Below are 24,992 nucleotides of genomic sequence, written 5' to 3'. Positions count from 1 at the left end.
CCACCTCTAGCCCATGTGTGGCCGCTTTACCCTGACCGACAGTCCGCGCGCGATCGGCGAGCGCTTCCTTGTGGACGCGCTGGAGCCCTTCCCGCCGCGCTACAACATCGCCCCGACGCAGCCGATCCTCGTTCTGCGCGCCGACGAGCATCGCCGGGCGGGCGATGGCGGCGTGCGGCGCATCGCGCATCTGGCGCGCTGGGGTCTTATTCCCGGCTGGACCAAGGACCCTTCGACGATCCCGCTTCTGTTCAACGCCCGCAGCGAGAGCGCGGGCGAGCGCAACAGCTTCAAGGCGGCCTTGCGCCATCGCCGCTGCCTCGTGCCCGCCAGCGGCTTCTACGAATGGCGGCGCGAGGGCGGCCGGCGCGGCACGCCCTTCTTCGTGCGGCCCCGCGCGCCCGGCCCGATCGCCTTCGCGGGCCTCTGCGAAACCTATCTTGCGGCCGACGGAAGCGAGATCGACACGGCGGCAATTCTCACCACGCACAGCAATGCCGCGCTGGCCGATCTGCACGAGCGCATGCCGGTCGTGATCGGCCCGGACGATGCCGAGCGCTGGCTGGATTGCCGCGACAGCGAGCCGCGTGATGTCGTCGATCTCCTGCGCCCGGCCGAGAATGCGTTCTTCGAGGCGATCCCCGTCTCGGAGCGCGTCAACGCGGTTGCCAATATGGGGCCGGAGGTGCAGGAACCGGTCGAGCCCTCATCCAAGCCCCCTGGCGAGCCGCCGCCCGCCGCGCAGGGCTCCCTGTTCTGACGGGTCGCCGGCGGCCCCGATCCGCCGGAGGCCTTTTCCTCTCGTTCCCGTTTCCGGCCTCAAAGGCTCCTCCCGCCTTCGCCGCCGAGACTTCCAGAAAGGCCGCTCGCATGAATATCGACCTTCTCAAGCGCCTGTGCGAAACGCCCGGCGTGCCCGGCCACGAGCATCGCGTGCGCGATCTGATCGCGGCGGAAGCGAAGGATCTGTTCGACACGATCGAGACGGACGTGATGGGCAATCTCGTCTGCACCCGGAAGGGGCAGGGCGAGAACCCCGAGCGCATCATGCTCGCCTGCCATATGGACGAGATCGGCTTTCTCGTCAGCCATGTTTCCGACAAGGGCTTCATCAACGTCTCGCCCGTCGGCGGCTTCGACCCGCGCAATCTCTTCTCGCGCCGCGTCCTCGTCTGCACCCCGAACGGGGACTACAAGGGCGTGATGATGGCCGAGGGCAAGCCGATCCACATTTCGGCGCCGGAAGACCGCAAGAAGGTGCCCGAGCCGACGGACTTCTTCGTCGATCTCGGTCTCGGCGCTGAGACCAAGTCCAAGGTGCGCATCGGCGACTTCGTGGTCATGGACGAGCCCTTCCTGGAACTCGGCACCGAGCGCATCGTCTCCAAGGCGATCGACAATCGCATCGCCTGCTGGCTCGGGCTCGAAGCGGTGCGCAAGCTCGTGGAGGACAAGGCCTCGCATCGCTGCGAACTGACGGTCGCCTTCACCGCGCAGGAGGAGGTCGGCCTTCGCGGCGCCAAGACCGTCGCCTATGCCAAGCGCCCGCATATCGGCATCGGCGTCGACACGACGCTCGCCTGCGACACGCCGGGCGTGCCGGAAAAGGATCGCACCACCGAGCTCGGCAAGGGCGCGGGTCTCCACCTGAAGGACGGTTCCTTCATCGCCGACATGGCGCTCGCGGACGAGTTCGACGCGCTGGCGGCCGCGCATTCCATCCCGCTCCAGCGCACGATCCTGGGTGGCGGCGGCATGGACAGCGCCTCGCTGCAACAGGCGGCGAGCGGCGCGCGGGCGATCGGCATCGTGGTCGGCACCCGCTACATCCACACGGTCGGGGAGATGATCGACCGGAGCGACGCGCTCGCCGCGCGCGACATTCTCGCGGCCTTCATCGCCGCGCACTGAGACCGACAAAGGGGGAAGGGCTACGGCTCTTCCCCGACCGCTCGGAGACGGGTGGAGACCTTTTGCCACGTCTTGCGCGGGCGCGCCGCCGGTCTAGCTGGTCTCGTGACGAGGGGTCCGAAGGCTGCGCCGCGCTCGATCGGTCGACCCGCCCCGCATCCCCGTCGGCCGGGGAGGGCGCGCATGTATCTCGACACCAAGAACGACTGGGACCCGCCGGACGGCCTGCCACCGCCGCCCCCGCGCTTGAACCCGCGCCAGGAGCGCGTGCTCCTGTGGCTTCTGGCTGTGAATCTGCTTCTGCTCTTCGTTGCGCCGCTGGCGGGCGTCACGATCTTCGAAGGGCTTTACGCGCTGCTCGTCAACTGACCGCGTGTCGAACGCACAAAAAAGGGCGCGCCGGACTTTCGTCCGACGCGCCCTTTTTCACTTGGAGATGTCCGATCAGGCCGACCGCTTGAGGGGCGCGGTCTTGAGCTGCCGGTCGGAATCCTTGGCCTGACGGCAGGACTCGTGTGCGGCGGCGGCGATCGCTGCGATCCCGATTTCGCGGTAATTCTTCATGAGATCGTTTTCGCGTTCCCGCTCGCGCTCACTGCGGGATTTGAAGACGATATTGGCGGCGGTCATCGAAGGGGCTCACTGCTGATGCGATGGGTGGATTAGGCGGCTCGATTGCGACAGTTTAGGGGCAAGTGTCTGAAAAATCGCTGAATCTATACTTAACAAATCGTTGCATGACGGGAATGTTGCGTGATGGTGACATGCTGCGCCGCGAAGGATCTTGCGCGTTGCCGATTTGTTCTTCCCGCCGGATGGCGCTGCGAAGACGGCCGGCACGGCTCCGCGGCGTTTGTGCGCGGCGGCTTTTTTCGGTAGCAAAACGGCCTCGGCCCATTCGGGCGCAGATGGAGACGCAGGTTTTGGACGACGGTTTTCGGGGTCTCTTCCTCACCAACACCCTGACGCGGCGCAAGGAGCGGTTCCTGCCGCTGGATTGGCGCGAGACCTGCCATGCCGTTCCCGAAGCGGATCGGCGCGTGCGCATGTATGTCTGCGGCCCGACCGTCTACGACTTCGCCCATATCGGCAACGCCCGCCCGGTGATCGTCTTCGACGTCCTGTTCCGCCTCCTGCGCCATCTCTACGGCGCGGACCGGGTGGTCTATGCCCGCAACATCACGGACGTGGACGACAAGATCAACGCGCGCGCTCTGCGCGACCATCCCGAGCTTTCGCTGAACGAGGCGATCGCCCGCGTGACGGAAGGCACCGCCGCGCAGTTCCACAAGGATGTCGCCGCGCTCGGCACCCTGCCGCCGACCTTCGAGCCGCGCGCCACAGGCTTCGTTACGCCGCGCGCCGACGGTCTGCCGGACATGGTTTCGATGATCGAGACGCTGATCGCGCGCGGACATGCCTATGTGGCCGCTGGCGAAGTGCTGTTCGACGTCGGCTCCATGCCGAACTACGGGGCGCTCTCGCATCGAAAGCTCGAGGACCAGCAGGCCGGCGCGCGCGTCGCCGTGGAAGCGCACAAACGCAACCCGGCCGATTTCGTCCTGTGGAAGCTTTCCTCCACGGATGAGCCCGGCTGGGACAGCCCCTGGGGCCGGGGGCGGCCTGGCTGGCATATCGAATGCTCCGTCATGAGCGAGGCCTATCTCGGGCGCACCTTCGACATTCACGGCGGCGGGCTTGATCTGATCTTCCCGCATCACGAGAACGAGATCGCCCAGAGCTGCTGCGCCCATGGCACGCAGAAGATGGCCGAGGTCTGGATGCACAACGGCTTCGTCCAGGTGGACGGCCGCAAGATGTCGAAGAGCGAGGGCAATTTTGTCACGATCGCCGACATTCTGGAAACCGACAAGGTCGGCGGCCGGCGCTGGCCGGGCGAGGCGGTGCGGCTTCTCATGCTGAAGACGCATTACCGCGAGCCGATCGATTTCACGGCGGCCCGGCTGGACGAGGCGGTGCGCGAACTCGACAAGTGGGAGCGACTGGCGCGCCAGGCCGACGCGCGGGCGGCCGATGCGCCGGACGAGGCCTTCCTTGCCGCCCTGTGCGACGATCTCGCCGGCTCGGTGGCGATCGCGCGCGTGCACCAGCTCTTCGACGAGGGGCGGGCGGCGGAAGCGCTGGCGAGTCTCGCTCTCGTCGGCATCGACCCGGTGCGCGAGAGCGGCGTCAGCGAGGACGTGGCGCGGCGGATCTCCGAGCGCCTCGAATGCCTGAAGGCGAAGGATTTTGCAGAGGCCGACCGCATCCGCGCGGAACTCGCCGATGAGGGCATCCTCCTGAAGGACGGCAAGGACCCCGAGACCGGCGAGCGCGTGACGAGCTGGGAACTGAAGCGTTGATGCGCACGCCCGGCGTGCTCTACCCGCCGATCCAGCCGTTCCGCACGGAGCGGCTGGATGTCGGCGGGGGGCACACGCTCCATGTCGAGCAATGCGGCAACCCGGCCGGCAAGCCGGTGATCTTCCTGCATGGCGGGCCGGGCAGCGGTTGCAGCCCGGCGCATCGTCGCCTGTTCGATCCGGCCCGTTACTGCGTTACCCTGTTCGACCAGCGCGCCTGCGGCCGCTCCACCCCGCTCGGCCTGCTCGAGGCCAACACGACCCACGATCTCGTGGCCGATATCGACCGCGTCGCCGATCATTTCGGGCTCGGCCGCTTCATGCTGTTCGGCGGCTCCTGGGGCTCGACCCTGGCGCTCGCCTATGCCGAAACGCGGCCGGAGCGCGTGAGCGAGATGGTGCTGCGCGGCATCTTCACCGGCCGGCGCGCCGAGATCGACTGGTACTACAAGGACGGCGCGAGCCGGCTCTTTCCCGACGAATGGGAGCATTTCATGGCACCCCTCTCGGAGGCCGAGCGCGCCGATCCGATCGCTTCCTACCATGCAAGGCTGGACCATCCCGACCGCGCCGTGCGCGCGCAGGCGGCCCGGAGCTGGACGGACTGGGAAGCGCGCACCGTCTCCATGCGCACGCTGCGCGACGGGGTCGGCGCCTTCGGGGCGAGCGACGCGGCCATAGCCTTCGCGCGGATCGAGAACCATTTCTTCATCCACGAGCTCTGGCTGGAGGAAGGGCAGCTCATCCGCGAAGCCGGCCGGCTCGCCGGCATTCCCGGCATCATCGTGCAGGGACGCTACGACGTGGTGACGCCGCCGGTCACGGCCTGGGACCTTCACCGTGCCTGGCCGGGTTCGGAACTCCAGATCGTGGAAGAGGCCGGCCACGCATTTTCCGAGCCCGGCACGCTTGACCGCCTCCTGGCCGCGACCGATCGTTACGCGGACGTCTGAACCTGCGCGAGGCGCCCATGACCCTCGACAATCGACCCGTTCACACCGGCGGCTGCCAATGTGGCGCCGTGCGCTTCCGCATCGAGGGAGCGCTCGGCCGCGCCTCGATCTGCCATTGCCGGATGTGCCAGAAGGCGTTCGGCTCGTTCTTCGCGCCGCTCGTCTCGGTCGATCCCGCGACGCTGCGCTGGACGACGCGCGAGCCGGATCGCTTCCCATCCTCCAATCTGGTGCAGCGGGGCTTCTGCTCGGCCTGCGGCACGCCGCTGACCTACGAGGCGCCGGACGGCCCGGCGCTCAGCATCGGCGCTTTCGACGATCCGACGGCGATCGCGCCCGACATCCAGTTCGGATGCGAGACCAAGCTGCCCTATGTCGATCGGCTGGCGACGCTGCCGGTTCGCAGGACGGAGGAGGACGAAGCGGACAACCCCTATCTCGGCGACATCCGCTCCTTCCAGCATCCGGACCACGACTGATCGAGCGCCGAGCGCCGGCTTTCCGCCCAGCGACCCATTCACGGGATTGATGCATCCATAAGGGGAAATCGGGTGTCGTTCGTAAGCGAGGCTGGTAAACCGGGGAGGACCGGACCCAATCTTCGAGAGTGACGCCATGTCGGATCTGCCCGCAGAAACCTCGCGCGGCTATGTCTACGGGGTTTCGGCCTTTCTGATCTGGGGCCTCGTGCTTCCCATCTACATGAAGGCCCTGTCGCACGTCCCCCCGCTGGAGATCGTCGCGCATCGCATTCTCTGGGCCATGCCCTTCGCGCTTCTGGTTCTGGCCCAAAGCGGCCAGCTTCGCGGGATCGGGCGGATTCTGACGCCGCGCATTCTCGGGATGATGACGCTGACGGCGGCGCTGATCTCGGTGAACTGGGGCACCTATGTCATCGCCATCATCTCGGGTCACGGCGTCGAGGCGGCGCTCGGCTACTACATCAACCCGCTTATCAACGTGCTTCTGGCGGCCGTCTTCCTCGGCGAGCGGCCGAACCGGCCGCAGGCGCTCGCCATCGCGCTCGCCGCCTTCGGCGTTCTGATCCTGACGGTGAAGGCCGGCGGACTGCCCTGGGTGTCGCTCGTTCTGGCGACCTCGTTCGGCTTCTACGGCCTGATCCGAAAGACAGTCTCCGTCAGCGCGGCGGAAGGGTTCTTCCTGGAGATCGCCATTCTCTTCGTGCCGGCGCTGCTCCTGGCCGGATGGGTGGCCGGAACCGGACAGAGCCATTTCGCCAGCGACGGAGCGGAAACGCTGCTCCTCATCGGCGCCGGCGCGGTGACGGCGATCCCGCTGATCCTCTATGCGGCGGCGGCGCGGCTTCTGCGCTTCACCACGATCGGCCTTCTGCAATATCTCGCGCCGACCTTCATCGCGCTGACGGCGGTGTTTGTGTTCGGCGAGCCCTTCGGCGTCTGGCAGGGCGTCGCCTTCGGCTTCATCTGGGTGGCGCTTGCCATCTACACATGGTCGATGCTGGCGGCCCGGCGCCCGAAGCCGGCGGTCGCCGCGCGATCCTGTCCGGCGGAATGATCCGGCCATGAAAAGGGCGGCTCCAGGGCCGCCCTCGTTGCATCCGTCAGCGTCGCGCGGCTCAGAGCCGTTCGATCACGGCTTCCACGCCATCGCGCTCGGCCGGCACGGCCGCGGCTTCGATGGCGGGCAGAAGGTCCTCGATCCGGTCGCGGATGATCGGGCGCACCTGATGGGCGGTGTGGATGAAGCCCGCTTCGCGCATATGGTCCAGAAGGCTGGAGAACGGGTCCCAGAACCCGTCGATATTGGCGATGCCGATCGGCTTGCGATGGCGGCCGAGCTGGCTCCAGGTCATGATCTCGACCAGCTCTTCCAGCGTGCCGATGCCGCCCGGAAGCGCGATGAAGGCGTCCGAGCGCTCGAACATCATGTGCTTGCGCTCGTGCATGTCCTCGGTGATCACCAGTTCGTCGAGCCGCTTCAGCTCGCTTTCGGTGGCTTCCATGTCGATCAGGAAGCGCGGGATGATGCCGGTCACCTGACCGCCGGCGGCGATCACCGCGTCGGACACGGCGCCCATGATGCCGCGCGTGCCGCCACCATAGATCAGGCGGATGCCGCGATGCGCCATGGCGGCGCCGAGCGCCTGGGCGGCTTGCACGTAGGAAGGATCACGGCCCGAAGCGGAGCCGCAGTACACGCAGAGAGATCGAATCGTCGTCATGGGCTGAAAGTCGGCCGGCGCGCCGTCCGGGTCAAGGCGCATTCGCCGGGAATGCTGCGTCGCGTCAGCTTCGCGCGTCGATCGCCTCGGCCACCTCGTCCGCCATCTTCAGCGTGCGCACCAGAAGCGGCACGAGAAGCGCGATCATCGAGCGATCGAGCCCACGTGCGCGCTGCGCCTCGCGCACCTGTTCCAGCACCGCTCCGAGCGCCGGCAGAAAGCGGATCGCGAGCGCGATCGCGAGACTCACCCGTTCGGGATCGACGCCGAGGGGGCGCAGCACCCTGAGGCCGCGCTCCAGCGTCTCGGTCATGTCGGAGACGCGCGTCGTCAGCGTCACCAGCGCGGCGGCAAGGAGAAGCGCCGCCAGCCGCAGCGTCACCACGAGGGCAGCGTCGAGCCCGGTGATCCAGAGCTGCGCCAGAAACAGGAGGGCAAGAACGATCGCGGCCGGGCGCAACTGACGGAGCGCCGTGCCGAGCGAGAAGGAGGCGAGGGGAAACAGGCCGATCGCGAGGAGAAGAAGCCCGAGGAGGGCGAGAGGGTGGCTGACGAAGATCGCAAGCGATCCTCCGAGCGCCAGAAGCGCGAGCTTCGCGCCGGCCGGGATCCGGTGCAGGAGGCTGTCGCCTGGTCGATAAAGGCCGCCGATCATGCCGTGAGCGTCAGATAGGTCTGGATGGCGCGGGCCGGCGGGGCATCGTCCACGAGCCGCCCGTTCTCGAACACGAGAACCCGGTCGAAGCTGTCCAGAAGGTCGAGATCGTGCGTCACCATGGCGACGGCGCAGGACATGGCATGAACCGCCTCCATCACGCGGCGCTTGTTGCGCCGGTCGAGAAGCGTCGTCGGCTCGTCCAGAACCAGGAGATCGGGGCGCAGGATGGCGACGCCCGCGATCGCCACCATCTGCCGCTCGCCACCCGAAAGCTCATGCGCCAGCCGCTCCTCGAAGCCGGAAAGGCCGGCTTCCGCCAGCGCCCGGCCGACCCGCGCGGCGATTTCGGGCTTGGGCAGTTTGAGCGGCTTCAGGCCGAAGGCGAGATCCTCGCCGACGCTTGGATAGACGATCTGGTTGTCGGGGTTCTGGAACACGAAGCCGACGCGGCGGCGCACCGCGCGCGCCGCGCTTTTCGTGTCCATTCCGAAGACATGGACCGTGCCGCTCGTGGGCAGAAGCAGCCCGTTCAGCAGACGGACGAAGCTCGACTTGCCCGAGCCGTTGGCCCCGATCACGCCGATCCGGCGCTCCGTCAGCTGCAGGTCGAGCCGATCGAGAACGAGGCGGCCGCCCCGTTCGAGCGACACCGCCTCGAACGCGATCACGACGCCTCTCTCAGAGCCGCGCGCTGCGCAGGGCGTTCGCCTCGATGAGCGGATAGGCGCGCTTGACGATGAGGATCGCGGCGGTCGCAAGGCCTGCCTTCACGAGGTCGCCGGGGATGAAGGCGATGGCGGACGTGGCGAAAGCCTTGCCGAGGCCGAGGCCCGAGAACGCCGCGAACCAGGGAACGCCCACCGCATAGATGATGCCGATGCCGCCGAGGACGCAGATCCCGAAGGCGGACACGGGACCCAGCCGATCCCAGCGCCGCTCCACCAGCCATCCGATCGCGAAGGCGGCGAGGACCCAGCCATAGATGAAGCCGGACCACGGACCGACGAAGGGGGCCAGACCCCCGCGCCCACCCGACAGGAGCGGCAGGCCCATGGCCACCAGAACGAGAAAGAGCAGCATGGAGAGCGCGCCGCGACGCGCGCCGAGAATGCCGCCCATCAGCATCGGACCCATGGACTGCGCCGTGATGGGAATCGCGATGATCGGCAGCATGAGCGGCGGAAAGGCGCCCAGAACGGCCATCAGGGCCGCGAACAGGGCGATCAGGACGATATCGCGAGTGCTCATCGAGGAGGTCCCGGTGTCGGTTGCGTGGAAATCAACGTTTCGTCATTAGCAGCGTCGCCGGAGACCTCAAAGCCCCGTGCGCAGCGCCTCTTCCAGGTAAAGGCCGCGCAGCCGGCGCGCGATCGGGCCGGGCCGCCCGTCGCCGACCGGAACGCCGTCGATCTCCACCACCGGCGTCACGAAGGCGCCGGCCGAGGTGATGAAGGCTTCGCGGGCGCCTTGCGCCTCCGCGATCGTGAAGGGGCGCTCTTCTACCGCCAGATCGGCTTCCGCCGCGCCACGCAGGATGGCGGCGCGCGTGATGCCGTGCAGGATCGCGTGGGACAGGGCGCGGGTGACGATCCGGCCCTCGTCGGTCACGATATAGGCGTTGTTGGACGTGCCTTCGGTGACGAACCCTTCCTCCACCATCCAGGCATCGTCCTTGCCCTGACGCTTGGCCTCCATCTTGGCGAGCGAGGGATAGAGAAGCTGGACGGTCTTGATGTCGCGCCGGCCCCAGCGCAGATCCGGCACGCTGACGACGCGCAGGCCTTCCTGCGCTTCGCGCGTTTCCACCGCGTCGCGACCTTGGGTGAACAGGACGAAGCTCGGCGGCGTGTCGCCCTTCGGCCAGACGAAGTCGCGGTCGGCCGCCCCGCGCGTCACCATCAGATAGACATGGCCGAAGGTGAGGGCGTTGCGCCGGAGGAGCTCGCGATGGATCGCGAGAATCTCCTCGTCGCTGGCGGGCGAGGCGAGTTTCAGTTCGGCGAGCGAGCGGCGCAGGCGCGCCATATGGCCGGGGAAGTCGAGAAGCTTGCCCTCGATCACCGCCGTCACCTCGTAGACGGCATCGGCGAACAGGAGCCCGCGATCGAAGACCGAGAGCTTGGCTTCGGCTTCCGGCACATAGGCGCCATTCACATAGACGATGCGGCTCATGGGCGTTCTTCCCTTCAGATCGGCCAACCGGCTGGAGATTGCTGTAGCGCGAAGAGTCGCGTCGCGAAAGAAAAGTCCTTATGGAAAGACAGGGGCGAGGGGAGGCGCCGCGCCGCGCGAGGCGGCCTCGAAGCGTCTTCCTGCCCGATCGGCAATCCGCCCGCCTGGAAAGCGCGGGCCTTTGGAGGCTTCGCGTTCGCATGGGTCATTATCTCGGGCTCGATCTCGGCACCTCGTCGCTGAAGGCGCTGGTGATCGACGAGAACCAGAAGCCGCTGGCCAGCGCCACCGCGCCTTTGACGGTGGAGCGTCCGCATTTCGGCTGGTCGGAGCAGGACCCGGCCTCCTGGATCGCCGCCTGCGAACGCGTCATCGACGAACTCAACGCACGCGATCCCTCGCTGCTCGCCGGCGTCTCGGGCATCGGCCTGTCCGGCCACATGCACGGCGCGACGCTGATCGGCGAAGCCGACGAGGTCCTGCGCCCCTGCATCCTCTGGAACGACACGCGCTCCCATGCCGAGGCCGACGAGCTGGACGACGAGGAGTCGCGCGCCATCACCGGCAATATCGTCTTCCCCGGCTTCACGGCGCCCAAGCTTCTCTGGGTCGCCCGGCACGAGCCGGCGATCTTCGCCAAGGTTCGCCGCGTTCTCCTGCCCAAGGACTATCTCCGCCTCTGGCTGACGGGCGAGGCCGTGTCGGAGATGTCGGACGCGGCCGGCACGTCCTGGCTGGATACGGGCGGACGCGACTGGTCGAGCGAGATGCTGGAGCGCACCGAACTCACGGTCGAGCAGATGCCGCGCCTCGTGGAAGGCACCGAGGTCAGCGGCACGCTGCGCTCCGAACTCGCCGCCCGCTGGGGCATGGGGTCGGGCATCGTCGTGGCGGGCGGCGGCGGCGACAACGCGGCCTCGGCCTGCGGCGTCGGCGTGACCCGGCCGGGCACGGGCTTCCTGTCGCTCGGCACGTCGGGCGTCCTGTTCACCGCGAGCGCCGGCTACGATCCGGTGCCCGACACGGCGCTCCACACGTTCTGCCACGCCATTCCGGGCCTGTGGCACCAGATGGGCGTCACGCTCTCGGCCGCCGGCTCGATCGAATGGCTGTCGCAGGTGCTCAAAGAGAAGCCGGGCGAGCTGACCGGCGCGCTCGGCTCCGACCTCAAGGCGCCGGGCCGCCTCCTGTTCCTTCCCTATCTCTCCGGCGAGCGCACGCCGCACAATGATTCGGCCGTGCGCGGCGCCTTTATCGGGCTCGAGGCCGACACGACACGCGAGGACATGACCCGCGCCGTCATGGAAGGCGTCGCCTTCTCGATCCGCGACTGCCTGGACGCCGCGCCGGACGCGTCCTGGGTGCGCCAACTGATCGCCGTCGGCGCCGGCTCGCGCTCCGAGCTTTGGCTGAAGATGATGGCGAGCGTTCTGGAAACGCCGATCGCGCTGCCGGCGGCGGGCGATTTCGGCGCGGCCTTCGGCGCGGCGCGGCTCGGCCTCTGCGCGGCGACCGGGGCGGACCCGGCAAGCGTCATGGTGGACCCGCCGATCTCCGCGCGGTTCGAGCCGGACACGGCGCTGGTGGAGGCCTTCGCCGCCGCGCATCACCGCTACCAGTCGATCTATCCCGCGCTGAAGGAAGCCGCGCGCCGGCATTGATCGCAGAGGGCGAGGCGGGTTCAGAGCCCCCTCGCTATCCGCGCTGGGGGGCTCTGACCCCGCCGAGACACGAAGAAGCCCGGCCGCTCGCGCGACCGGGCTTCTTTCATGGGTGTCGGCGCCGCCGGAGCGGCGCCTTGTCCGGCCTTGCGCCTTACTTGGCTTCGGCGGTCAGGTAGTCGTACTTGCCGTTCTTCCACTCGTAGATGACGTAGCCCGGAAGGGTGACGTCGCCCTTGGCGTCGAACTTCAGGTCGCCGATGACGGTCGGCAGCGAGTCGCTGTTGAGGGCGGCGGTGACCTTCTCGAAGTCGGTCGAGCCGGCCTTCTTGGCGGCTTCCGCCCAGGCCTGGATCGCGGCGTAGGTGTAGAGGACGTAGCCCTCGGCCGTCTTGCCCTGCTTCTCCAGCTCGGCGACGATGGGGGCCGCCTGAGGGTTGCGGCGCGGATCGGGCGAGAAGGTCATGAGCGTGCCTTCGCCGGCCGGGCCGGTGATCGCCCAATATTCGTCGGTCACGATCGCGTCGCCCGACATGACCTTCGCGTCGAGGCCCTGCTCCTTGGCCTGGCGGGCGATGAGCCCGGCCTCGGTCTGGTAGCCGCCGATATAGATCAGCTTGACGTCGGCCTGCTTCATCTTGGTGATGAGCGAGGAGAAGTCCTTTTCGCCGACCGTGTAGGATTCGGAGATGGCGGCCTTCTTGCCGGCCGCTTCCATGAACTTCTTGGTCTGATCGGCCAGACCCTTGCCATAGGCCGACTTGTCGTCGAGCACGGCGACGGCGCCGTCCTTGTAGTTGTCGGCGATGTATTTGCCGGCGACTTCGCCCTGCTGGTCGTCACGGCCGCAGACGCGGTAGATGCCTTCGCCGGCGCGCTTGTCGGTGAAGTCCGGGTTGGTGGAGGCCGGCGAGATCTGGACGATGCCTTCCTCGGCATAGACCTGGCTGGCCGGGATCGAGGAGCCCGAGCAGAAATGGCCGGCCACGAAGGGCACGCTCTGCGAGGCGAACTGGTTCGCCACCGCCACGGCCTGCTTCGGATCGCAGGCGTCGTCGCCGACCGAAAGCTTCAGCTGCTCGCCGTTGACGCCGCCCGCCTTGTTGATGTCGGCCACGGCCTGCTCGGCGCCGATGCGCAGCTGCTCGCCGAAGGCCGCGTTCTGGCCCGTCATCGGGCCGGCGACGCCGATCGTGATGTCGGCGAAGGCGGCACCCGAAAGGAGGACGTTGAGGGCCACACCGGCCAAGAACGCTTTTTTCATGTCGAACTTCCCCATTGATCTATCGCCGCTTCGCCCACTCTTGATGAGCGGTTTCAAGCCGTTGCGGTCGAGAGATTAAAGACCAGCTTGAGCGCGCCGAAAATAGGCAAAACGCTGATTCGGCGCGTTTTTACGCGAAAAATAAAGTCGAAGCTCAGCTCCCGTTTCCGGCCGACAGAAAGCGATATTGCCGGGCCATCTGCGCCGAGCGCATCGTCAGCCGCCCGGCGGCCGCGAAGGCGACCAGCACCACGAAGTCCACCAGCGCATAATGCAGCGCCGTGCCGACCGTGGCCGGGGGCAGGAAGAACGTGCCGTGGAACAGGCTGAAATGCAGGAACCGGATCGCGACCGTCAGAAGCAGGACGTCGAAGACCAGGACGCCCCAGCCGCTCCAGCTCCGGGCGGTGGAGCGGCCGATCGCGAAGGCGAGGCCCCCGCCGATCACCACGGTCACGATCAGGAACTCGACCAGCGAGACTTCCCAGAGGAGAGCCATTTCGGGTGTCATCAGTGATGGCCTCCTTCCAGATAGGCGCTGCGCACTTCCTCGCGGGCGAGAAGCTCGCGCCCCGTGCCCTTCATGGTGATGCGCCCGTTGACCATGACATAGCCGCGATGGGCGAGGCGCAGGGCGTGGAAGGCGTTCTGCTCCACGAGGAAGACGGTGAGGCCTTCCGTTCGGTTGAGTTCGCGGATCACCTCGAAAATCTGCTTCACCACGATGGGAGCGAGGCCCAGCGAGGGCTCGTCCAGAAGCAGAAGGCGGGGGCGGCCCATCAGGGCGCGGGCGATGGCCAGCATCTGCTGCTCGCCGCCCGACAGGGTGCCGGCGCGCTGCGAGGCGCGCTCCTTGAGGCGCGGGAACATCTCGAAGACCCGGCGCAGGTCCTGGTCGAAATGCTCGAGACCCACCAGCGTCGTGCCCATCTGGAGGTTTTCCAGAACCGTCATCCGCCCGAAGATGCGCCGGCCTTCCGGCGACTGGGCGATGCGGCGCGACATGATCGAGTGGGTGGGAAGCTGCGCGATGTCTTCGCCGGCATAGACGATCTGCCCGGCGCGGGCGCGCGGATTGCCGCAGATCGTCATCATCAGGGTCGACTTGCCGGCGCCGTTGGCGCCGATCAGCGTGACGATCTCGCCTTCGTGGACGTCGAGATCGACGCCCTTCAGCGCCTGGATCTTGCCGTAGAAGGTCTCGACGCCGCGAATGGAAAGGAGCGGCGTGCGGGTCGCCTCGGCGGTGGCCGGAGCCTGCGTCATGACGGTGCTCATCCCTGCGTCCCCCCGCTCACATGCGCGCTCGCGACGGCGCCGTCGACATCGCCCTTGTCCAGCTTCTCCTCCACCTCTTCCACTTCCTCGTCGTCGACGCCGAGATAGGCGGCGATGACCTTCGGATCGTTGCGGACCTCGGGGGCGGTGCCGTCCGAAATCTTCTTGCCGTAGTCGAGAACCACGATGTGGTCCGAGATTTCCATGACGACGCCCATGTCGTGCTCGATCAGCAGAATCGAGGTATCGAACTGCGAGCGGATCTGGCGCAGGAGTTCGTTCAGCTCGGCCGATTCACGCGGGTTGAGACCCGCCGCCGGCTCGTCGAGGCAGAGGACCGAAGGGCCGGTGCACATGGCGCGGGCGATCTCCAGACGACGCTGGTCGCCATAGGAGAGGTCGGCCGCCGGATCGTCCGCCCGGTGAAGGAGGGCGGTGCGCTTCAGCCAGTCGACCGCCAGATCCTGCGCCGCCTCGCGGGCGCGCCGGTAGCCCGGCAGGCCGAACAGGCCGGCGATGGTGAAGCCGGAGGCGCGCATCAGGGCGTTGTGCTGGGCCACGAGAAGGTTCTCGTAGACCGTCATGCCGCCGAACAGGCGGATGTTCTGGAAGGTGCGGGCGACGCCGGCCGTGCGCGTGATGCGGAAATCGCTCATGCGCTCCAGAAGGAAGACCTCGCCCTTGTCGGTCTTGAGGCTCTGGGCGCCCGAGCGGGTCAGCTCGGCCAGCGCCTCGTCCGTGATGCCGCGCCCGCGGCGAAGCGAGATGCGCCCTTCGGTCGGCTTGTAGAAGCCGGTGACGCAGTTGAACACGGTGGTCTTGCCGGCCCCGTTCGGGCCGATCAGCGCGGTGATGTCGCCGCGCCCGACCGAGAAGGACAGATCGTTGATGGCGACGAGGCCGCCGAAGCGCATGGTCAGATGCTCGACGGTCAGAACCGGATCGTCGAGCCAGCGGCGCGGCTCCGCGCCGAGAGGGGCGGGGGTCTGCTGTGCGTTCGTCATGGTCAATGTCCCTCGCCCTGGGCCACCATGTCGGCGCCGATGCTCTTGCGTTCCTTGTAGACCGCCGAGGGTTGTCGGGACGACACGAGGCCTCGCGGCTTCCAGACCATGATCGCCACCATGGCGACGCCGAAGAGCACCATGCGGTAGCGGCCGGGATCGAAGTCGTTGCCCAGAATGTCCTGGATGAAGGTCAGGTTTCGCATCAGCTCGATGCCGCCGATCATCACCAGCGAGGCGAAGACGACGCCGAGCTGCGAGCCGAGACCGCCGAGAACCACGATGGCGAGAATGATCGCCGATTCCAGGAAGGTGAAGCTTTCGGGCGAGATGAAGCCCTGGCGCGTCGCGAAGAACGAGCCGGCAAAGCCGCCGAACATGGCGCCCGTGGCGAAGGCCGTGAGCTTCACGTTGGTCGTGTTGATGCCGAGCGCGCGGCAGGCGATCTCGTCCTCGCGCAGCGCTTCCCAGGCGCGGCCGACCGGCATCTTGCGAAGCCGCAGCGTCACGAAATTGGTCAGGAGCGCCAGCGCCAGGATGATGTAGTAGAGGAAGATGAAGCGGTGGATGCTGTCGTAGGGAATGCCGAAATAATCGGAGAAGGACCCTTCGCCGCGCCCGAAGTCGAGGCCGAACAGGGTCGGGCGGGGAATGCCGAGAAGGCCGTTCGGGCCGCCCGTGAACTCGCCCCAGTTCAGGAGAACGACGCGGATGATCTCACCGAAGGCGAGCGTCACGATGGCGAGATAGTCGCCGCGCAGGCGCAGCACCGGGAAGCCAAGCACGATGCCCCACATCGCGGCGAAGAGGCCGGCCATGGGTAGGCAGACCCAGAAGCCCAAATCGAAATTGATCGCGAGCAGCGCGAAGGAATAGGCGCCGACCGCGTAGAAGGCGACATAGCCGAGGTCGAGAAGACCGGCGAGACCCACCACGATGTTGAGACCCCAGCCGAGCATGACATAGGTCAGGATCAGGATTGAAAGGTCGATCAGGTAGCGCGAGCTGGACGGAAGGACGGTCTGGATCAGGAAGGGCAGGACCAGCGCGACCACGAGGAAGACGGCGCTGAGCACCTTGCCGAGCGTCAGGCCGCTCTTGGCCTTGACGCTCTTGGTGGTCTTGGACGCCTTGCCCGCCACGCCTGCGGCGCGGCGCTGAAAAAGCGCGAGGCTGAGCACGAGACGCACCGCGAAGGCGATGGCGACGAGCGTCAGCCACAGGTCCCAGCGGGTGTAGAGGACGAGGCCGCCCGGCGCGATGTCGCTGCGCACGGCCACGAAGAAGAGGGTGAGAAGACCGACGATCGCGGCCGTGATGGCCGCCTCGCGGAAGGCTTGTCCGAAGGACAGGCGGAAGGCCGGCTCGGGCGTGAAGGGCGGCTCGCCGGAAACGGCGTCGCGCTGGTTCTCGAACTCGCGCTCGGCGCCGACGGGCGACGAGGAGGGGACGTTGGGCGTCGTGGCCATATCTTCAGACCTTCTCGACTTCCGGGCGGCCGAGAAGGCCGGAGGGCAGGAAGATCAGCGTGATCGCCAGGATCGAGAAGGCGGCGACGTCCTTGTATTCCACCGAGAAATAGCCCGACCAGAAGGTTTCGATGAGGCCGATCGCCAGACCCCCGAGCATGGCGCCCGGCAGGGAGCCGATACCGCCCAGAACCGCTGCGGTGAAGGCTTTCACGCCGGCCAGGAAGCCGATGTAGAAGTCGATCACGCCGTAATAGAGAAGGTACATCGTGCCGGCGACGGCGGCGAGCGAGGCGCCCATCACGAAGGTCAGCGAGATCGTGCGGTCGACGTTCACGCCGAGGAGCGAGGCCATCTTGGCGTCCTGCTCGCAGGCGCGCTGCTGTCGGCCGAGCGGGGTGCGCGTGATGAGGATCGTGAAGCCCGCCATCAGAACGATCGTCGTCAGGATGATGACGATCTGCATGTAGGAGATCTGGACGCCGTCCATGACCGCGATCGAACCCTGCACCTGCGGCGGCAGCGGCTTGACGCGCGCCCCTTGGGCGAGCTGCACGAAGTTCTGCAGGAAGATCGACATGCCGATCGCCGTGATCAGCGGCGCGAGGCGGAACGAGCCGCGCAAGGGACGATAGGCGATGCGCTCGATGGACCAGCCCCAGAGCGCAGTGAAGATCATGGCCACGACGACCATGAGGAGAAGGATCAGGGGCAGGGAGCTGAGGCCGATCGCGGTCAGGATCAGGAAGACCGTGAGCGCGATGAACGAGCCGATCATGAAGACCTCGCCATGGGCGAAGTTGATCATGCCGATAATGCCGTAGACCATCGTGTAGCCGATGGCGATCAGCCCATAGATGGAGCCGAGCGTCACTCCGTTGATGAGCTGTTGGAGGAAATAATCCATGAAACGCCTTTGTCTCGTGCCAAACCCGCCGGATTGCCCTGCGCTGCACAAACGATTTGCGCGCCTCTCTTGGAGGCATTCCCGATTCCTTACCAATCGTTGAATGCTTCGCCAATGGCCGGTCCTCGCGCCAGTCGTGGAAAATGCCGGTGTGCGACGCTTCCGTGACAAAAAGGCCGTCGCGAAGGGGTTACGGCGCACCGTCTTCCCTTGAACTTGGAATTATTCTAATGATCTACGGGAAGACAGCGCTTGCCGACCGAAGCGGCGCGCCTCGAGGAGTGCGCCATGCGCCTGACCCGCCAGACGAACTACGCCATTCGCATTCTGATGTACTGCGCCGCCAACACGGACCGTCTGAGCCGGGTGGGCGAGATCGCGGCGGCCTACAACGTCTCGGAACTCTTCCTGTTCAAGATCCTCCAGCCGCTGGTGGAAGCCGGTTTCGTGCAGACCGTGCGCGGCCGCAACGGCGGCATTCGCCTGGCCCAGCCCGCCGGAGCGATCACGCTGCAAGCGGTGGTCGAGGTGACGGAAGAAAGCTTCGCCATGGCCGAATGCTTCGAGACCGGCGCGGTGGACTGCCCCCTCATCGACAGCTGCGCCCTCAACGCCGCGCTGCGCGAGGCGCTGAACGCCTTCCTGTCGACGCTTGGCGGTTACACGATCGAGGCGCTCGTGAATTCCAGCGGCGCGATCCGAAACCGGCTCGGCCTGACGGTGCCGACGCCCGCCCCCGCGCTGGCCGCCGCCCTCAACTGAATCGTCGGCGTCTACCCGATCATCTCGGCCAGAAGCGTGAGCTGCCGGGGCAGGCAGACGCGCTTGAGGTCGTAGCGATCCAGGATCGTCTGCCGCGCGGCCTCTCCGAGGTGCCGGAAGCGCTCCGGCGCGCGCAGCGCCTCCGCGACGCGCTCGGCAATGCCGTCCACGTCGAAGAAATCCACGAGACAGCCGTTCGCACCGTCCTCGATCACCTCCCGCACCGGAGCGGTGTCGGAGGCAATGACGAGGCAGCCCGTCGCCATGGCTTCGAGAACCGACCAGGACAGGACGAACGGGTAGGTCAGATAGACATGCGCCCGCGAGACCTGCAGCAGGTTCAGATAGGTGGCGTAGGGCAGTCGCCCCGTGAAATGGACGCGCGAGAGATCGATCGGCGCTTCGCTGAGCGCGCGTTCACGATAGGTCTCGCCCTCCGGCAGCCGCGCGCCGTAGCTCACCTCGTCTCCGCCGACCACGACGACCCGCGCTTGCGGATGATCGGCGAGGATGCGCCGTGCGGCACGTATGAAGATGTGGAAGCCGCGATAGGGCTCGAGGTTTCGCGCCACATAGGTGACGACCGGCACGCCTGAATCGAGGCGCGTTCCATCCGGCAGCGTCACGCTCGGGGCCGGCGAGGGGTGCGCGATGTCGGTGTCCACCCCGTCGTGGATCACGCCGATCTTCGGCTGGAAGGCGAGGGGCAGGCGCGACTTCTGCCAATGGGTCGGCGAAAGCCCGCGATCGGTCGCCTCCAGACACGAAAGGAGGCCCTGGTTTCGGATGCGGAGGCGGAAGGCGGCGTCCGGGTCCGCCGGGAATTCCGGGTCGAAGCCGACATCGGCGCCCGTCGCGCTGTAGAAGAATTCGAAATAGCTGAGAAGCGGCACGTCGGGAAAGACGTCCTTGACGAAGAGCGTCTCGCCCCAGCCCGTATGGCCGATCACGAGATCGGGCCGGACGCCTTCGGCCCGCAGCGCCAGAAGACGCCGCGCCGTCGCCTGGCCTTGGAGCACGGCGCGCTCGGGGCCCGCGAGATAGGGATGGATGCGCGGGTCGGGCTCGCGATGCGGCGCGTCTTCGAGGAGTTGGACGCCGGGCAGCCGGTTCGGCGATCTGCGGCTGAGGAACAGGACCCGGTTGCGCCGGGCCAAGGCGGCGCAGAGATGCCGGAACTGGCCGGGAAAGTTCTGATGGAGAAAGAGGATCGTCCGGTTCTCGATCATGCGGAACGAGCCCTCCGGCCGCGTGCGAGGTCGACTAAGCCGGTCCGGTCTCCAAACCGTGAGCGGGAATGACGGCATTAGACCCTTTTGCTTGAGCGGCCGTTAACGATCCTCCGGTAGCGTCCGCATCCAAGCCGAGGCCGCGACGTCCATGATCATTCAGATCCAGTATCTGCGCGGGATCGCCGCCCTGATGGTCGCGGTGTTCCACGCCTTCGAACTCATCGAGCGCCAGAGCGGCATCGCCAACCCGTTCAAGGTCGGGGCGCTGGGCGTCGACATCTTCTTCGTGGTCAGCGGCTTCATCATCTTCGTGGCGGCCGAGAAGTCCGAGCCGAGGCCGGCTGATTTCATGATACGGCGCATCCTGCGCATCGTGCCGCTCTACTGGGCGCTGACGCTCTTCATCGCGGGTCTCGCGCTGGTGCGGCCCGATCTCCTGGCCTCCACCGTCTTCGATCCGGTCCATCTCCTGGCCTCGCTGTTCTTCGTGCCGATGGCCCATCCCAAGCTCGGCGAGCTCTTCCCCGTGCTCATTCCCGGCTGGACGCTGAACTACGAGATGGCCTTCTATCTCGTCATGGCCGGCGCGCTTCTGGCGCCCCGCGCGCACCGCCCCTGGATCGTCCTCCTCGTGCTCGTCGCCCTCGTGGCCCTCGGTGCGATGGGCGCGCCGATCCCCGCCTTCTACGCCAATTCGATCATCCTCGAATTCGGCTTGGGGCTTCTGATCGGCATGGCTTACCGCGCCGGGCGGCGGATAGACGGCGGGATCGGGATGATCGTGACGCTCGCCGGCTTTGCCGCGCTGGTCTGGCTCGAGCCTCTGGATCTGCCACGCATCGTGAAGGCCGGCCTGCCGGCGGCCCTGATCGTCGGCGGCGCAGCGCTGGGCTTGCGCCCGGCCGCGCGCGCGCCGCAGCCGCTTCTCCTCCTGTTGGGGGATGCGTCCTATTCGCTCTACCTCACGCAGGCCATCGTCCTGCCCGCCGTGGCCAAGGCGTGGGACGCGGCCGGCCTGTCGCTTGCGCTCGGCGGCGGTCTGCCCTTCGTGGCGGCGGCGAGCGCCGTCGCGGCCCTTTCCGGCATCGCTTGTTACATGACATTGGAAAAGCCGCTTCTCGGCCTGTCCACCCGGCTTCCAAGGCGGCCCAAACCTTCGGTGAACACATGGTAGATGGCGTGGCACAGAGGCGAATCGGGAGTGCGGGCGAGACGCGTTTCGACGCGCTGGACGGCTGGCGCGGCCTTTGCGCGCTGATGGTCGTGTTTCTCCATGCGCCGATCGCCGGGCCGATCGGCCAGTCGGGCTTCGTGCGGCACAGTTTCCTGTTCGTGGACTTCTTCTTCGTCCTGTCCGGTTTCGTGATCGCCCATGCCTGGGGCGAGCGGCTCTGGACCGAGGGCAATTGGAGAGCCTTTCTCAAGGCGCGCTTCTGGCGGGTCTATCCGCTGCATCTCGTCATGCTCACGGCCTTCGCCGTGTTCGAGGCCATCCGCATCCGGCAGGGGCCGACCGGCGTCGTGGGACATGCCGAGACGCCCTACAGTTTCGTCCACAATGTCCTGCTCACCCATTCGCTGGGTTTCGTGCAGAATCTCGGCTGGAACTATCCGAGCTGGAGCATCTCGGCCGAGTTCGTGTCCTATGTCCTGTTCGCCGCGCTTCTCCTCTGGATGCCGCGCCGGATGGGCACGATTCTCGCTATCGCCGTCCTCGGCGGGCTTCTGTTCCTTCTGGTTCGGCTCGGTCATATCGAAGCCCATGTCGATTATGGCTGGCTGCGATGCCTGGCCGGCTTCTCGCTCGGCGCGCTCCTGCGGCTGCGGGTCTGGAACGCGCTGCGCTGCGACGTGCGCTCCGATCTCGCGTCTCAATGGACGTTGGTCGAGATCGGGACGGTCGCCTATGTGATCGCCTTCGTCGCCCTGTTCGGCACGTCGCCGATCTCGGTCGCCGCGCCATTCGTCTTCGCGGTCGCGATCTTCGTCTTCGCCCATGAGGGCGGCGCGCTCAGCCGCCTTTTGAAGACGCGTCCGGCTGCGATCCTCGGCCTCCTGTCCTATTCGATCTACATGACCCACGCCTTCGTCATCGCGCGCGTGACGAATGTCGGCACGCTCCTCGAGCGGCGCCTCGGCTGGGACATCTTCGTCGGGCCGGCGCCGGACTCGCGCCTTCTGGCGGACAGTCTCGGACGCGAGCTTCTCGCGCTCGGCCTGATCGTTGGGGGAACGCTGGTCCTATCCGCCGTCACCTGGCGTCTGGTGGAAAAGCCCGGTCAGGCCTGGGGGCGCTCGCTCGCGCGCCGCGAGACGCAGCGCGCCGCGAAGGCGCGCATCGGAAAGGCGCGCCGTATCTGAGGCACGGTCGGCGGGGCTACCAGCCGAGATCGCTCTTCAGGCGTGCGGCCAGGAGATCGGCCATCTGACGGTTGGCGGCGACGCTCGGGTGCCAGTCGCAGCCATAGGACGAGGAGGGCGCGGGAAAGGCGAGGAAGCGCACCGCCCGGTCGCCCGCCTTCTGCCGGCGCGTCAGCGCGTTCTCGATACCGGCTTTGGCGAGGTCCAGACGATCCGGCCCGAGCATGGGACCGATCAACGCGTAGATCGGGGCGCTCGGATAGCGCGCGCGCAGCTTTTCCAGAAGCGCGACATAGGCGGTCTCGAACCCGTAGGGTTCCTCGCTGCCGCTGAAATCATTGGTGCCGAGGTGAACGAGAACGAGATCGAACGGCCCGCGCGCCGTGCCGGCGGGCGTCGGCTCGCCCGGCAGGGCGCGGTCCATGAGGTCGCGCATCGTGCCCTCCCGCGCGCCGCTGTAGTTGCGCACCAAGCCCCGGCCGGAGGCCGCCAGCGTGACATTCTGCGCGCCGAACCGCTCCGCCACCTGCGCGGCATAGGTCAGCGTCTGGTTCTGCGTGTCGGGCGAGAAGGGACAGTTCGGCCCGGCCCCTTCGATCCCGTAGCCCGCCGAGATGGAATCGCCGATCACGAGAATCCGCCGCTCGGGCGAGGGAGCCTCGAGGAAGCGCCCGTCCGTCTCCGCGCCGAGAAAGCGCACGAGGCCGACATCGCCTTCCGTGCGCTTGCGCAGCTCGATCACATGCGATCCGGCCGGCCCGTCGAACAGCGTGTAGGTCTTTTCGCCGGGCGCCAGATCGATGCGTTTGCGGAGGCCGTCGATCGTCGCGACGAGACTGTTCTCGCCATGGTTTCCGAGGCGCACGGTGAGCCGGCGTCCTTCGAAGCGCAAGGCGAAGCCGCTGCCCGGCCAGCCGAAGCGCTGGCTCGTCTCGTCGACGCGCCCGATCCAGCGCCCCGGCGCCTTCGCGCTGTCGGCCCGCGCGGGCGCGATCGGCGACAGCCCGAGCAGAGCCGCGCAGGCCACACGAGCGAAGGCCGTCCTGGCCGATTGGCGCATCATGCGCTCCCGTTCTCGAAGTCCTCGCGCCAGCATAGGCGCTTGGCCTGTCCGGGGCTTGGTCGGCGGCGGGTGAGGCGATCGGCACTTGCCGCCTGTTGCCCTTGCGTCACGTTTGGCGACCGCAGGCGTACCCAGACCCCGGTGCACGGTTCGACGGCACCGGAAACTCGGGGCGAGCGTTGCCGTGACAAGGCGGCGCGGCTAAACTCGGTGAGGAATCAAGTTTTTACATCAAATTGGCAGTAATCGGATGAAGGCGCGTCTGGGAGTCTCGGTTTTGGCCATCATGGCGGCAGCCTTTGCCGCCGGGTGGCATTTCGGCCTGTTCGAGACGCCGAACCCGGTCGCGACGGTGGCTGGCACCTCCGCGCCTGCGGCCCCGACATCGGCCCCTATGTCGGCCTCCGCTTCGGCCGCTTCCGCGCCCCAAGCCTCTACGCCGGCCCCCGCGGCTTCGACGCCGCCGGCCGCGCCCGCCGAACCCGCGAAAACGCAGGAGGCTGGCGCCGCCGCGTCGGCCGAGCCGAGCGCGCCGAGCTTCGACGTGGTTCGCGTCGAACCCGATGGCGCCACCGTCCTGGCCGGCCGTGCCGCGCCGAACGCCACCGTGAGCCTCCAGAGCGGCACGGAGCGCTTGGCGGACGTCAAGACCGACGCCAGCGGCGCCTTCGCGCTCGACCTGACGCTGCCGGTCGGCCAGCATCGCCTTGCCCTCAACGACGGAACGGGGCGGGCCGACGCCTCGAAGCTCGAGACGGCGATCGTCAATGTGCCGCCGAAGGGCAAGGAGGGCGAACTCCTCGTCATGCTGGAGCGGCCGGGCGAGGCGTCCGAAATCCTGGTGAAGCCCAAGCCCGAGGCGGCGATGGCTTCGACGCCCGCGACCGAGACACCAGCGCCCGAAACCAAGGCCGAGACGCCCCGGCCGACGGACACCGCCGCGCTCGCTCCGAGTGCCGGAGAGCAGGCGACCACCACCCAAACGCCGGCACCTCAGCCGGACAAACCCGCCGCGCCGGCCAAGCCTGCCTCGCCTTTGAGCGTCGAGGCGGTGGAAGCGGAAGGCGGCAAGCTTTTCATCGCGGGCGCCGCCAGCGAAGGCGCGCGCGTGCGCGTTTATCTCGACGATGCGCTGGTCGCCGAAACGCGGGGCGGGGCGGGCGATCGCTTCATCGCGAGTGCGCAGGCGCCGGTCGCCGTCGGCGATCACCGCGTGCGGGCCGACGAGGTGAATGGCGCGGGCGAGGTTCTGGCCCGTGTGGAAGTCCCGTTCAACCGGCCCGACACCGCACCGCTCGCCGCGATCGCGCCGCCGCCGGCCGCCGAACCCGCCGCAGATGCGCAAACGGCCGATGCCCCGGTCGCATCTCCCAGCGTTGCAGGGTCCGCGCCTTCGGCTCCGATCGAGAGCGAGAGCCCGGTTGCCGCCGCGCCGGCGGCGCCGACGGAAAGTCCGGTCGTCGCCGCGAATGCGCCCCCCGCCGGCACCACGGTGCAGCCCGCGCTGGAGCGGGTCGAGGCGCGGGTCATCATCCGCAAGGGCGACACGCTCTGGCGCATTTCGCGCAATTCCTATGGGCGCGGCAGTCGCTTCACGGTGATCTATCTCGCCAATGGCGATCAGATCCGCGACCCGAACCGCATCTATCCGGGGCAGGTCTTCCGCGTTCCCGACAAGGACGGTTGACGCGACCTCAATCGTGCCGGTCCGTTCACCGGACGGCGGGTGAA

26 protein-coding genes are annotated in these 24,992 nt (G+C 67.5%); 12 read left to right on the top strand and 14 right to left on the bottom strand.

Annotation, left to right across the window (positions count from 1 at the left end; translation table 11 throughout):
* Positions 1-13 precede the first annotated feature (13 nt).
* The 3 genes from B146_RS0107035 (at position 14) to B146_RS0107025 (ending at position 2,280) form a co-directional block, all read left to right on the top strand.
* Positions 14-760: an SOS response-associated peptidase gene (locus B146_RS0107035; protein ID WP_019995717.1), complete on the top strand. Its 747-nt coding sequence runs from the start codon at positions 14-16 to the stop codon at positions 758-760.
* 110 nt (positions 761-870) lie between these two features.
* Positions 871-1,911, top strand: a complete 1,041-nt coding sequence (locus B146_RS0107030; protein ID WP_019995716.1) for a M42 family metallopeptidase — start codon at positions 871-873, stop codon at positions 1,909-1,911.
* 183 nt (positions 1,912-2,094) lie between these two features.
* Entirely contained in the window at positions 2,095-2,280 is a 186-nt protein-coding gene (locus tag B146_RS0107025; protein WP_019995715.1) for a hypothetical protein, read from the top strand.
* A 75-nt stretch (positions 2,281-2,355) separates the two neighbouring features.
* Here B146_RS0107025 and B146_RS0107020 read toward each other — a convergent pair whose 3' ends face one another.
* The gene (locus tag B146_RS0107020) at positions 2,356-2,541 is read right to left on the bottom strand and encodes a hypothetical protein (RefSeq protein WP_019995714.1); all 186 of its coding nucleotides are present in this window, start codon (positions 2,539-2,541) and stop codon (positions 2,356-2,358) included.
* Between the two features lie 293 nt (positions 2,542-2,834).
* On the opposite strand from B146_RS0107020, the gene cysS reads away from it, so the two are divergent.
* The 4 genes from cysS (at position 2,835) to rarD (ending at position 6,763) form a co-directional block, all read left to right on the top strand.
* Positions 2,835-4,274, top strand: a complete 1,440-nt coding sequence (gene cysS, locus B146_RS0107015) for a cysteine--tRNA ligase (RefSeq protein ID WP_026358405.1) — start codon at positions 2,835-2,837, stop codon at positions 4,272-4,274.
* Positions 4,274-5,227 carry a prolyl aminopeptidase gene (gene pip / locus B146_RS0107010; RefSeq protein WP_019995712.1) on the top strand — a complete coding sequence of 318 codons (954 nt, stop codon included), beginning with the start codon at positions 4,274-4,276 and terminating at the stop codon, positions 5,225-5,227. The genes cysS and pip overlap by 1 nt, the downstream gene beginning before the upstream one ends.
* Before the next feature lie 17 nt (positions 5,228-5,244).
* Positions 5,245-5,706, top strand: a complete 462-nt coding sequence (locus B146_RS0107005) for a GFA family protein (protein WP_019995711.1) — start codon at positions 5,245-5,247, stop codon at positions 5,704-5,706.
* Between the two features lie 136 nt (positions 5,707-5,842).
* Entirely contained in the window at positions 5,843-6,763 is a 921-nt protein-coding gene (rarD, locus tag B146_RS0107000) for an EamA family transporter RarD (protein WP_019995710.1), read from the top strand.
* 61 nt (positions 6,764-6,824) lie between these two features.
* On the opposite strand, the gene B146_RS0106995 is transcribed toward rarD, so the two are convergent.
* From B146_RS0106995 to B146_RS0106975, 5 genes are all read right to left on the bottom strand, one after another.
* Positions 6,825-7,430, bottom strand: coding sequence for an LOG family protein (locus tag B146_RS0106995; protein ID WP_026358404.1), 606 nt, complete (start codon positions 7,428-7,430; stop codon positions 6,825-6,827).
* A gap of 64 nt (positions 7,431-7,494) precedes the next feature.
* Positions 7,495-8,085, bottom strand: a complete 591-nt coding sequence (locus B146_RS0106990) for an energy-coupling factor transporter transmembrane component T family protein (RefSeq protein WP_019995708.1) — start codon at positions 8,083-8,085, stop codon at positions 7,495-7,497.
* Entirely contained in the window at positions 8,082-8,756 is a 675-nt protein-coding gene (locus B146_RS0106985) for an energy-coupling factor ABC transporter ATP-binding protein (protein ID WP_019995707.1), read from the bottom strand. The genes B146_RS0106990 and B146_RS0106985 overlap by 4 nt, the downstream gene beginning before the upstream one ends.
* A 10-nt stretch (positions 8,757-8,766) precedes the next feature.
* On the bottom strand, positions 8,767-9,336 hold the full coding sequence (locus B146_RS0106980) for a biotin transporter BioY (RefSeq protein WP_019995706.1): 570 nt from the start codon (positions 9,334-9,336) through the stop codon (positions 8,767-8,769).
* Between the two features lie 66 nt (positions 9,337-9,402).
* Positions 9,403-10,260, bottom strand: a complete 858-nt coding sequence (locus B146_RS0106975; protein WP_019995705.1) for a D-amino-acid transaminase — start codon at positions 10,258-10,260, stop codon at positions 9,403-9,405.
* A gap of 200 nt (positions 10,261-10,460) precedes the next feature.
* On the opposite strand from B146_RS0106975, the gene xylB reads away from it, so the two are divergent.
* Complete coding sequence (gene xylB / locus B146_RS0106970) at positions 10,461-11,921, top strand: xylulokinase (protein ID WP_019995704.1); 1,461 nt, start codon at positions 10,461-10,463, stop codon at positions 11,919-11,921.
* 154 nt (positions 11,922-12,075) lie between these two features.
* Here xylB and B146_RS0106965 read toward each other — a convergent pair whose 3' ends face one another.
* The 6 genes from B146_RS0106965 to B146_RS0106940 form a co-directional block, all read right to left on the bottom strand.
* On the bottom strand, positions 12,076-13,185 hold the full coding sequence (locus tag B146_RS0106965; protein ID WP_026358403.1) for a branched-chain amino acid ABC transporter substrate-binding protein: 1,110 nt from the start codon (positions 13,183-13,185) through the stop codon (positions 12,076-12,078).
* 154 nt (positions 13,186-13,339) lie between these two features.
* Complete coding sequence (locus tag B146_RS0106960; protein ID WP_019995702.1) at positions 13,340-13,696, bottom strand: DUF6867 family protein; 357 nt, start codon at positions 13,694-13,696, stop codon at positions 13,340-13,342.
* Complete coding sequence (locus tag B146_RS0106955) at positions 13,696-14,463, bottom strand: ABC transporter ATP-binding protein (RefSeq protein ID WP_019995701.1); 768 nt, start codon at positions 14,461-14,463, stop codon at positions 13,696-13,698. The genes B146_RS0106960 and B146_RS0106955 overlap by 1 nt, the downstream gene beginning before the upstream one ends.
* Positions 14,460-15,467 (bottom strand): ABC transporter ATP-binding protein, encoded by a 1,008-nt coding sequence (locus tag B146_RS0106950; RefSeq protein WP_019995700.1) that lies wholly within the window; start codon positions 15,465-15,467, stop codon positions 14,460-14,462. The genes B146_RS0106955 and B146_RS0106950 overlap by 4 nt, the downstream gene beginning before the upstream one ends.
* A 2-nt stretch (positions 15,468-15,469) precedes the next feature.
* Positions 15,470-16,936 carry a high-affinity branched-chain amino acid ABC transporter permease LivM gene (gene livM, locus B146_RS0106945; RefSeq protein WP_019995699.1) on the bottom strand — a complete coding sequence of 489 codons (1,467 nt, stop codon included), beginning with the start codon at positions 16,934-16,936 and terminating at the stop codon, positions 15,470-15,472.
* Between the two features lie 4 nt (positions 16,937-16,940).
* Positions 16,941-17,843 carry an ABC transporter permease subunit gene (locus B146_RS0106940; protein ID WP_019995698.1) on the bottom strand — a complete coding sequence of 301 codons (903 nt, stop codon included), beginning with the start codon at positions 17,841-17,843 and terminating at the stop codon, positions 16,941-16,943.
* Positions 17,844-18,131: 288 nt separating this feature from the next.
* On the opposite strand from B146_RS0106940, the gene rirA reads away from it, so the two are divergent.
* Positions 18,132-18,605 (top strand): iron-responsive transcriptional regulator RirA, encoded by a 474-nt coding sequence (rirA, locus tag B146_RS0106935; RefSeq protein WP_026358401.1) that lies wholly within the window; start codon positions 18,132-18,134, stop codon positions 18,603-18,605.
* Positions 18,606-18,616: 11 nt separating this feature from the next.
* Here the strand turns inward: rirA and B146_RS0106930 are convergent, their stop codons facing one another.
* Positions 18,617-19,834 carry a glycosyltransferase family 4 protein gene (locus B146_RS0106930; RefSeq protein WP_019995696.1) on the bottom strand — a complete coding sequence of 406 codons (1,218 nt, stop codon included), beginning with the start codon at positions 19,832-19,834 and terminating at the stop codon, positions 18,617-18,619.
* Between the two features lie 151 nt (positions 19,835-19,985).
* On the opposite strand from B146_RS0106930, the gene B146_RS0106925 reads away from it, so the two are divergent.
* Together B146_RS0106925 and B146_RS0106920 are read left to right on the top strand one after the other, a co-directional pair.
* Positions 19,986-21,011 (top strand): acyltransferase family protein, encoded by a 1,026-nt coding sequence (locus tag B146_RS0106925; RefSeq protein ID WP_019995695.1) that lies wholly within the window; start codon positions 19,986-19,988, stop codon positions 21,009-21,011.
* A 5-nt stretch (positions 21,012-21,016) separates the two neighbouring features.
* A complete protein-coding gene (locus tag B146_RS0106920) occupies positions 21,017-22,198 on the top strand; it encodes an acyltransferase family protein (protein ID WP_244498147.1) in 1,182 nt (393 codons plus the stop codon).
* Between the two features lie 16 nt (positions 22,199-22,214).
* Here B146_RS0106920 and B146_RS0106915 read toward each other — a convergent pair whose 3' ends face one another.
* Positions 22,215-23,261, bottom strand: coding sequence for an SGNH/GDSL hydrolase family protein (locus tag B146_RS0106915; protein WP_019995693.1), 1,047 nt, complete (start codon positions 23,259-23,261; stop codon positions 22,215-22,217).
* A 286-nt stretch (positions 23,262-23,547) separates the two neighbouring features.
* Between B146_RS0106915 and B146_RS25290 the strand changes: the two genes are divergently transcribed.
* Complete coding sequence (locus tag B146_RS25290; RefSeq protein ID WP_155897394.1) at positions 23,548-24,948, top strand: LysM peptidoglycan-binding domain-containing protein; 1,401 nt, start codon at positions 23,548-23,550, stop codon at positions 24,946-24,948.
* Positions 24,949-24,992: the final 44 nt, after the last annotated feature.

The sequence above is a fragment of the Aureimonas ureilytica DSM 18598 = NBRC 106430 genome (assembly GCF_000382705.1).
Taxonomy (GTDB): domain Bacteria; phylum Pseudomonadota; class Alphaproteobacteria; order Rhizobiales; family Rhizobiaceae; genus Aureimonas; species Aureimonas ureilytica.
The sequence above is the reverse complement of the archived record's forward strand: the minus strand, read 5'-3'. Positions and strand labels throughout refer to the sequence as shown.

Excerpts from the sequence above, each read along its gene's own strand:
- B146_RS0106980 (WP_019995706.1), bottom strand. The coding sequence starts at position 9,336 with ATGAGCACTCGCGATATCGTCCTGATCGCCCTGTTCGCGGCCCTGATG.
- B146_RS0106925 (WP_019995695.1), top strand. The coding sequence starts at position 19,986 with ATGATCATTCAGATCCAGTATCTGCGCGGGATCGCCGCCCTGATGGTC.
- B146_RS0106950 (WP_019995700.1), bottom strand. The coding sequence starts at position 15,467 with ATGACGAACGCACAGCAGACCCCCGCCCCTCTCGGCGCGGAGCCGCGC.
- B146_RS0106960 (WP_019995702.1), bottom strand. The coding sequence starts at position 13,696 with ATGACACCCGAAATGGCTCTCCTCTGGGAAGTCTCGCTGGTCGAGTTC.
- B146_RS0107005 (WP_019995711.1), top strand. The coding sequence starts at position 5,245 with ATGACCCTCGACAATCGACCCGTTCACACCGGCGGCTGCCAATGTGGC.
- B146_RS0106940 (WP_019995698.1), bottom strand. The coding sequence starts at position 17,843 with ATGGATTATTTCCTCCAACAGCTCATCAACGGAGTGACGCTCGGCTCC.
- B146_RS0106915 (WP_019995693.1), bottom strand. The coding sequence starts at position 23,261 with ATGATGCGCCAATCGGCCAGGACGGCCTTCGCTCGTGTGGCCTGCGCG.
- B146_RS0106955 (WP_019995701.1), bottom strand. The coding sequence starts at position 14,463 with ATGAGCACCGTCATGACGCAGGCTCCGGCCACCGCCGAGGCGACCCGC.
- B146_RS0106975 (WP_019995705.1), bottom strand. The coding sequence starts at position 10,260 with ATGAGCCGCATCGTCTATGTGAATGGCGCCTATGTGCCGGAAGCCGAA.
- B146_RS0106990 (WP_019995708.1), bottom strand. The coding sequence starts at position 8,085 with ATGATCGGCGGCCTTTATCGACCAGGCGACAGCCTCCTGCACCGGATC.
- livM (WP_019995699.1), bottom strand. The coding sequence starts at position 16,936 with ATGGCCACGACGCCCAACGTCCCCTCCTCGTCGCCCGTCGGCGCCGAG.
- B146_RS0106965 (WP_026358403.1), bottom strand. The coding sequence starts at position 13,185 with ATGAAAAAAGCGTTCTTGGCCGGTGTGGCCCTCAACGTCCTCCTTTCG.
- B146_RS0107035 (WP_019995717.1), top strand. The coding sequence starts at position 14 with ATGTGTGGCCGCTTTACCCTGACCGACAGTCCGCGCGCGATCGGCGAG.
- B146_RS0107025 (WP_019995715.1), top strand. The coding sequence starts at position 2,095 with ATGTATCTCGACACCAAGAACGACTGGGACCCGCCGGACGGCCTGCCA.
- B146_RS0106995 (WP_026358404.1), bottom strand. The coding sequence starts at position 7,430 with ATGACGACGATTCGATCTCTCTGCGTGTACTGCGGCTCCGCTTCGGGC.
- B146_RS0107030 (WP_019995716.1), top strand. The coding sequence starts at position 871 with ATGAATATCGACCTTCTCAAGCGCCTGTGCGAAACGCCCGGCGTGCCC.
- B146_RS0106930 (WP_019995696.1), bottom strand. The coding sequence starts at position 19,834 with ATGATCGAGAACCGGACGATCCTCTTTCTCCATCAGAACTTTCCCGGC.
- xylB (WP_019995704.1), top strand. The coding sequence starts at position 10,461 with ATGGGTCATTATCTCGGGCTCGATCTCGGCACCTCGTCGCTGAAGGCG.
- B146_RS25290 (WP_155897394.1), top strand. The coding sequence starts at position 23,548 with ATGGCGGCAGCCTTTGCCGCCGGGTGGCATTTCGGCCTGTTCGAGACG.
- pip (WP_019995712.1), top strand. The coding sequence starts at position 4,274 with ATGCGCACGCCCGGCGTGCTCTACCCGCCGATCCAGCCGTTCCGCACG.
- rirA (WP_026358401.1), top strand. The coding sequence starts at position 18,132 with ATGCGCCTGACCCGCCAGACGAACTACGCCATTCGCATTCTGATGTAC.
- rarD (WP_019995710.1), top strand. The coding sequence starts at position 5,843 with ATGTCGGATCTGCCCGCAGAAACCTCGCGCGGCTATGTCTACGGGGTT.
- B146_RS0107020 (WP_019995714.1), bottom strand. The coding sequence starts at position 2,541 with ATGACCGCCGCCAATATCGTCTTCAAATCCCGCAGTGAGCGCGAGCGG.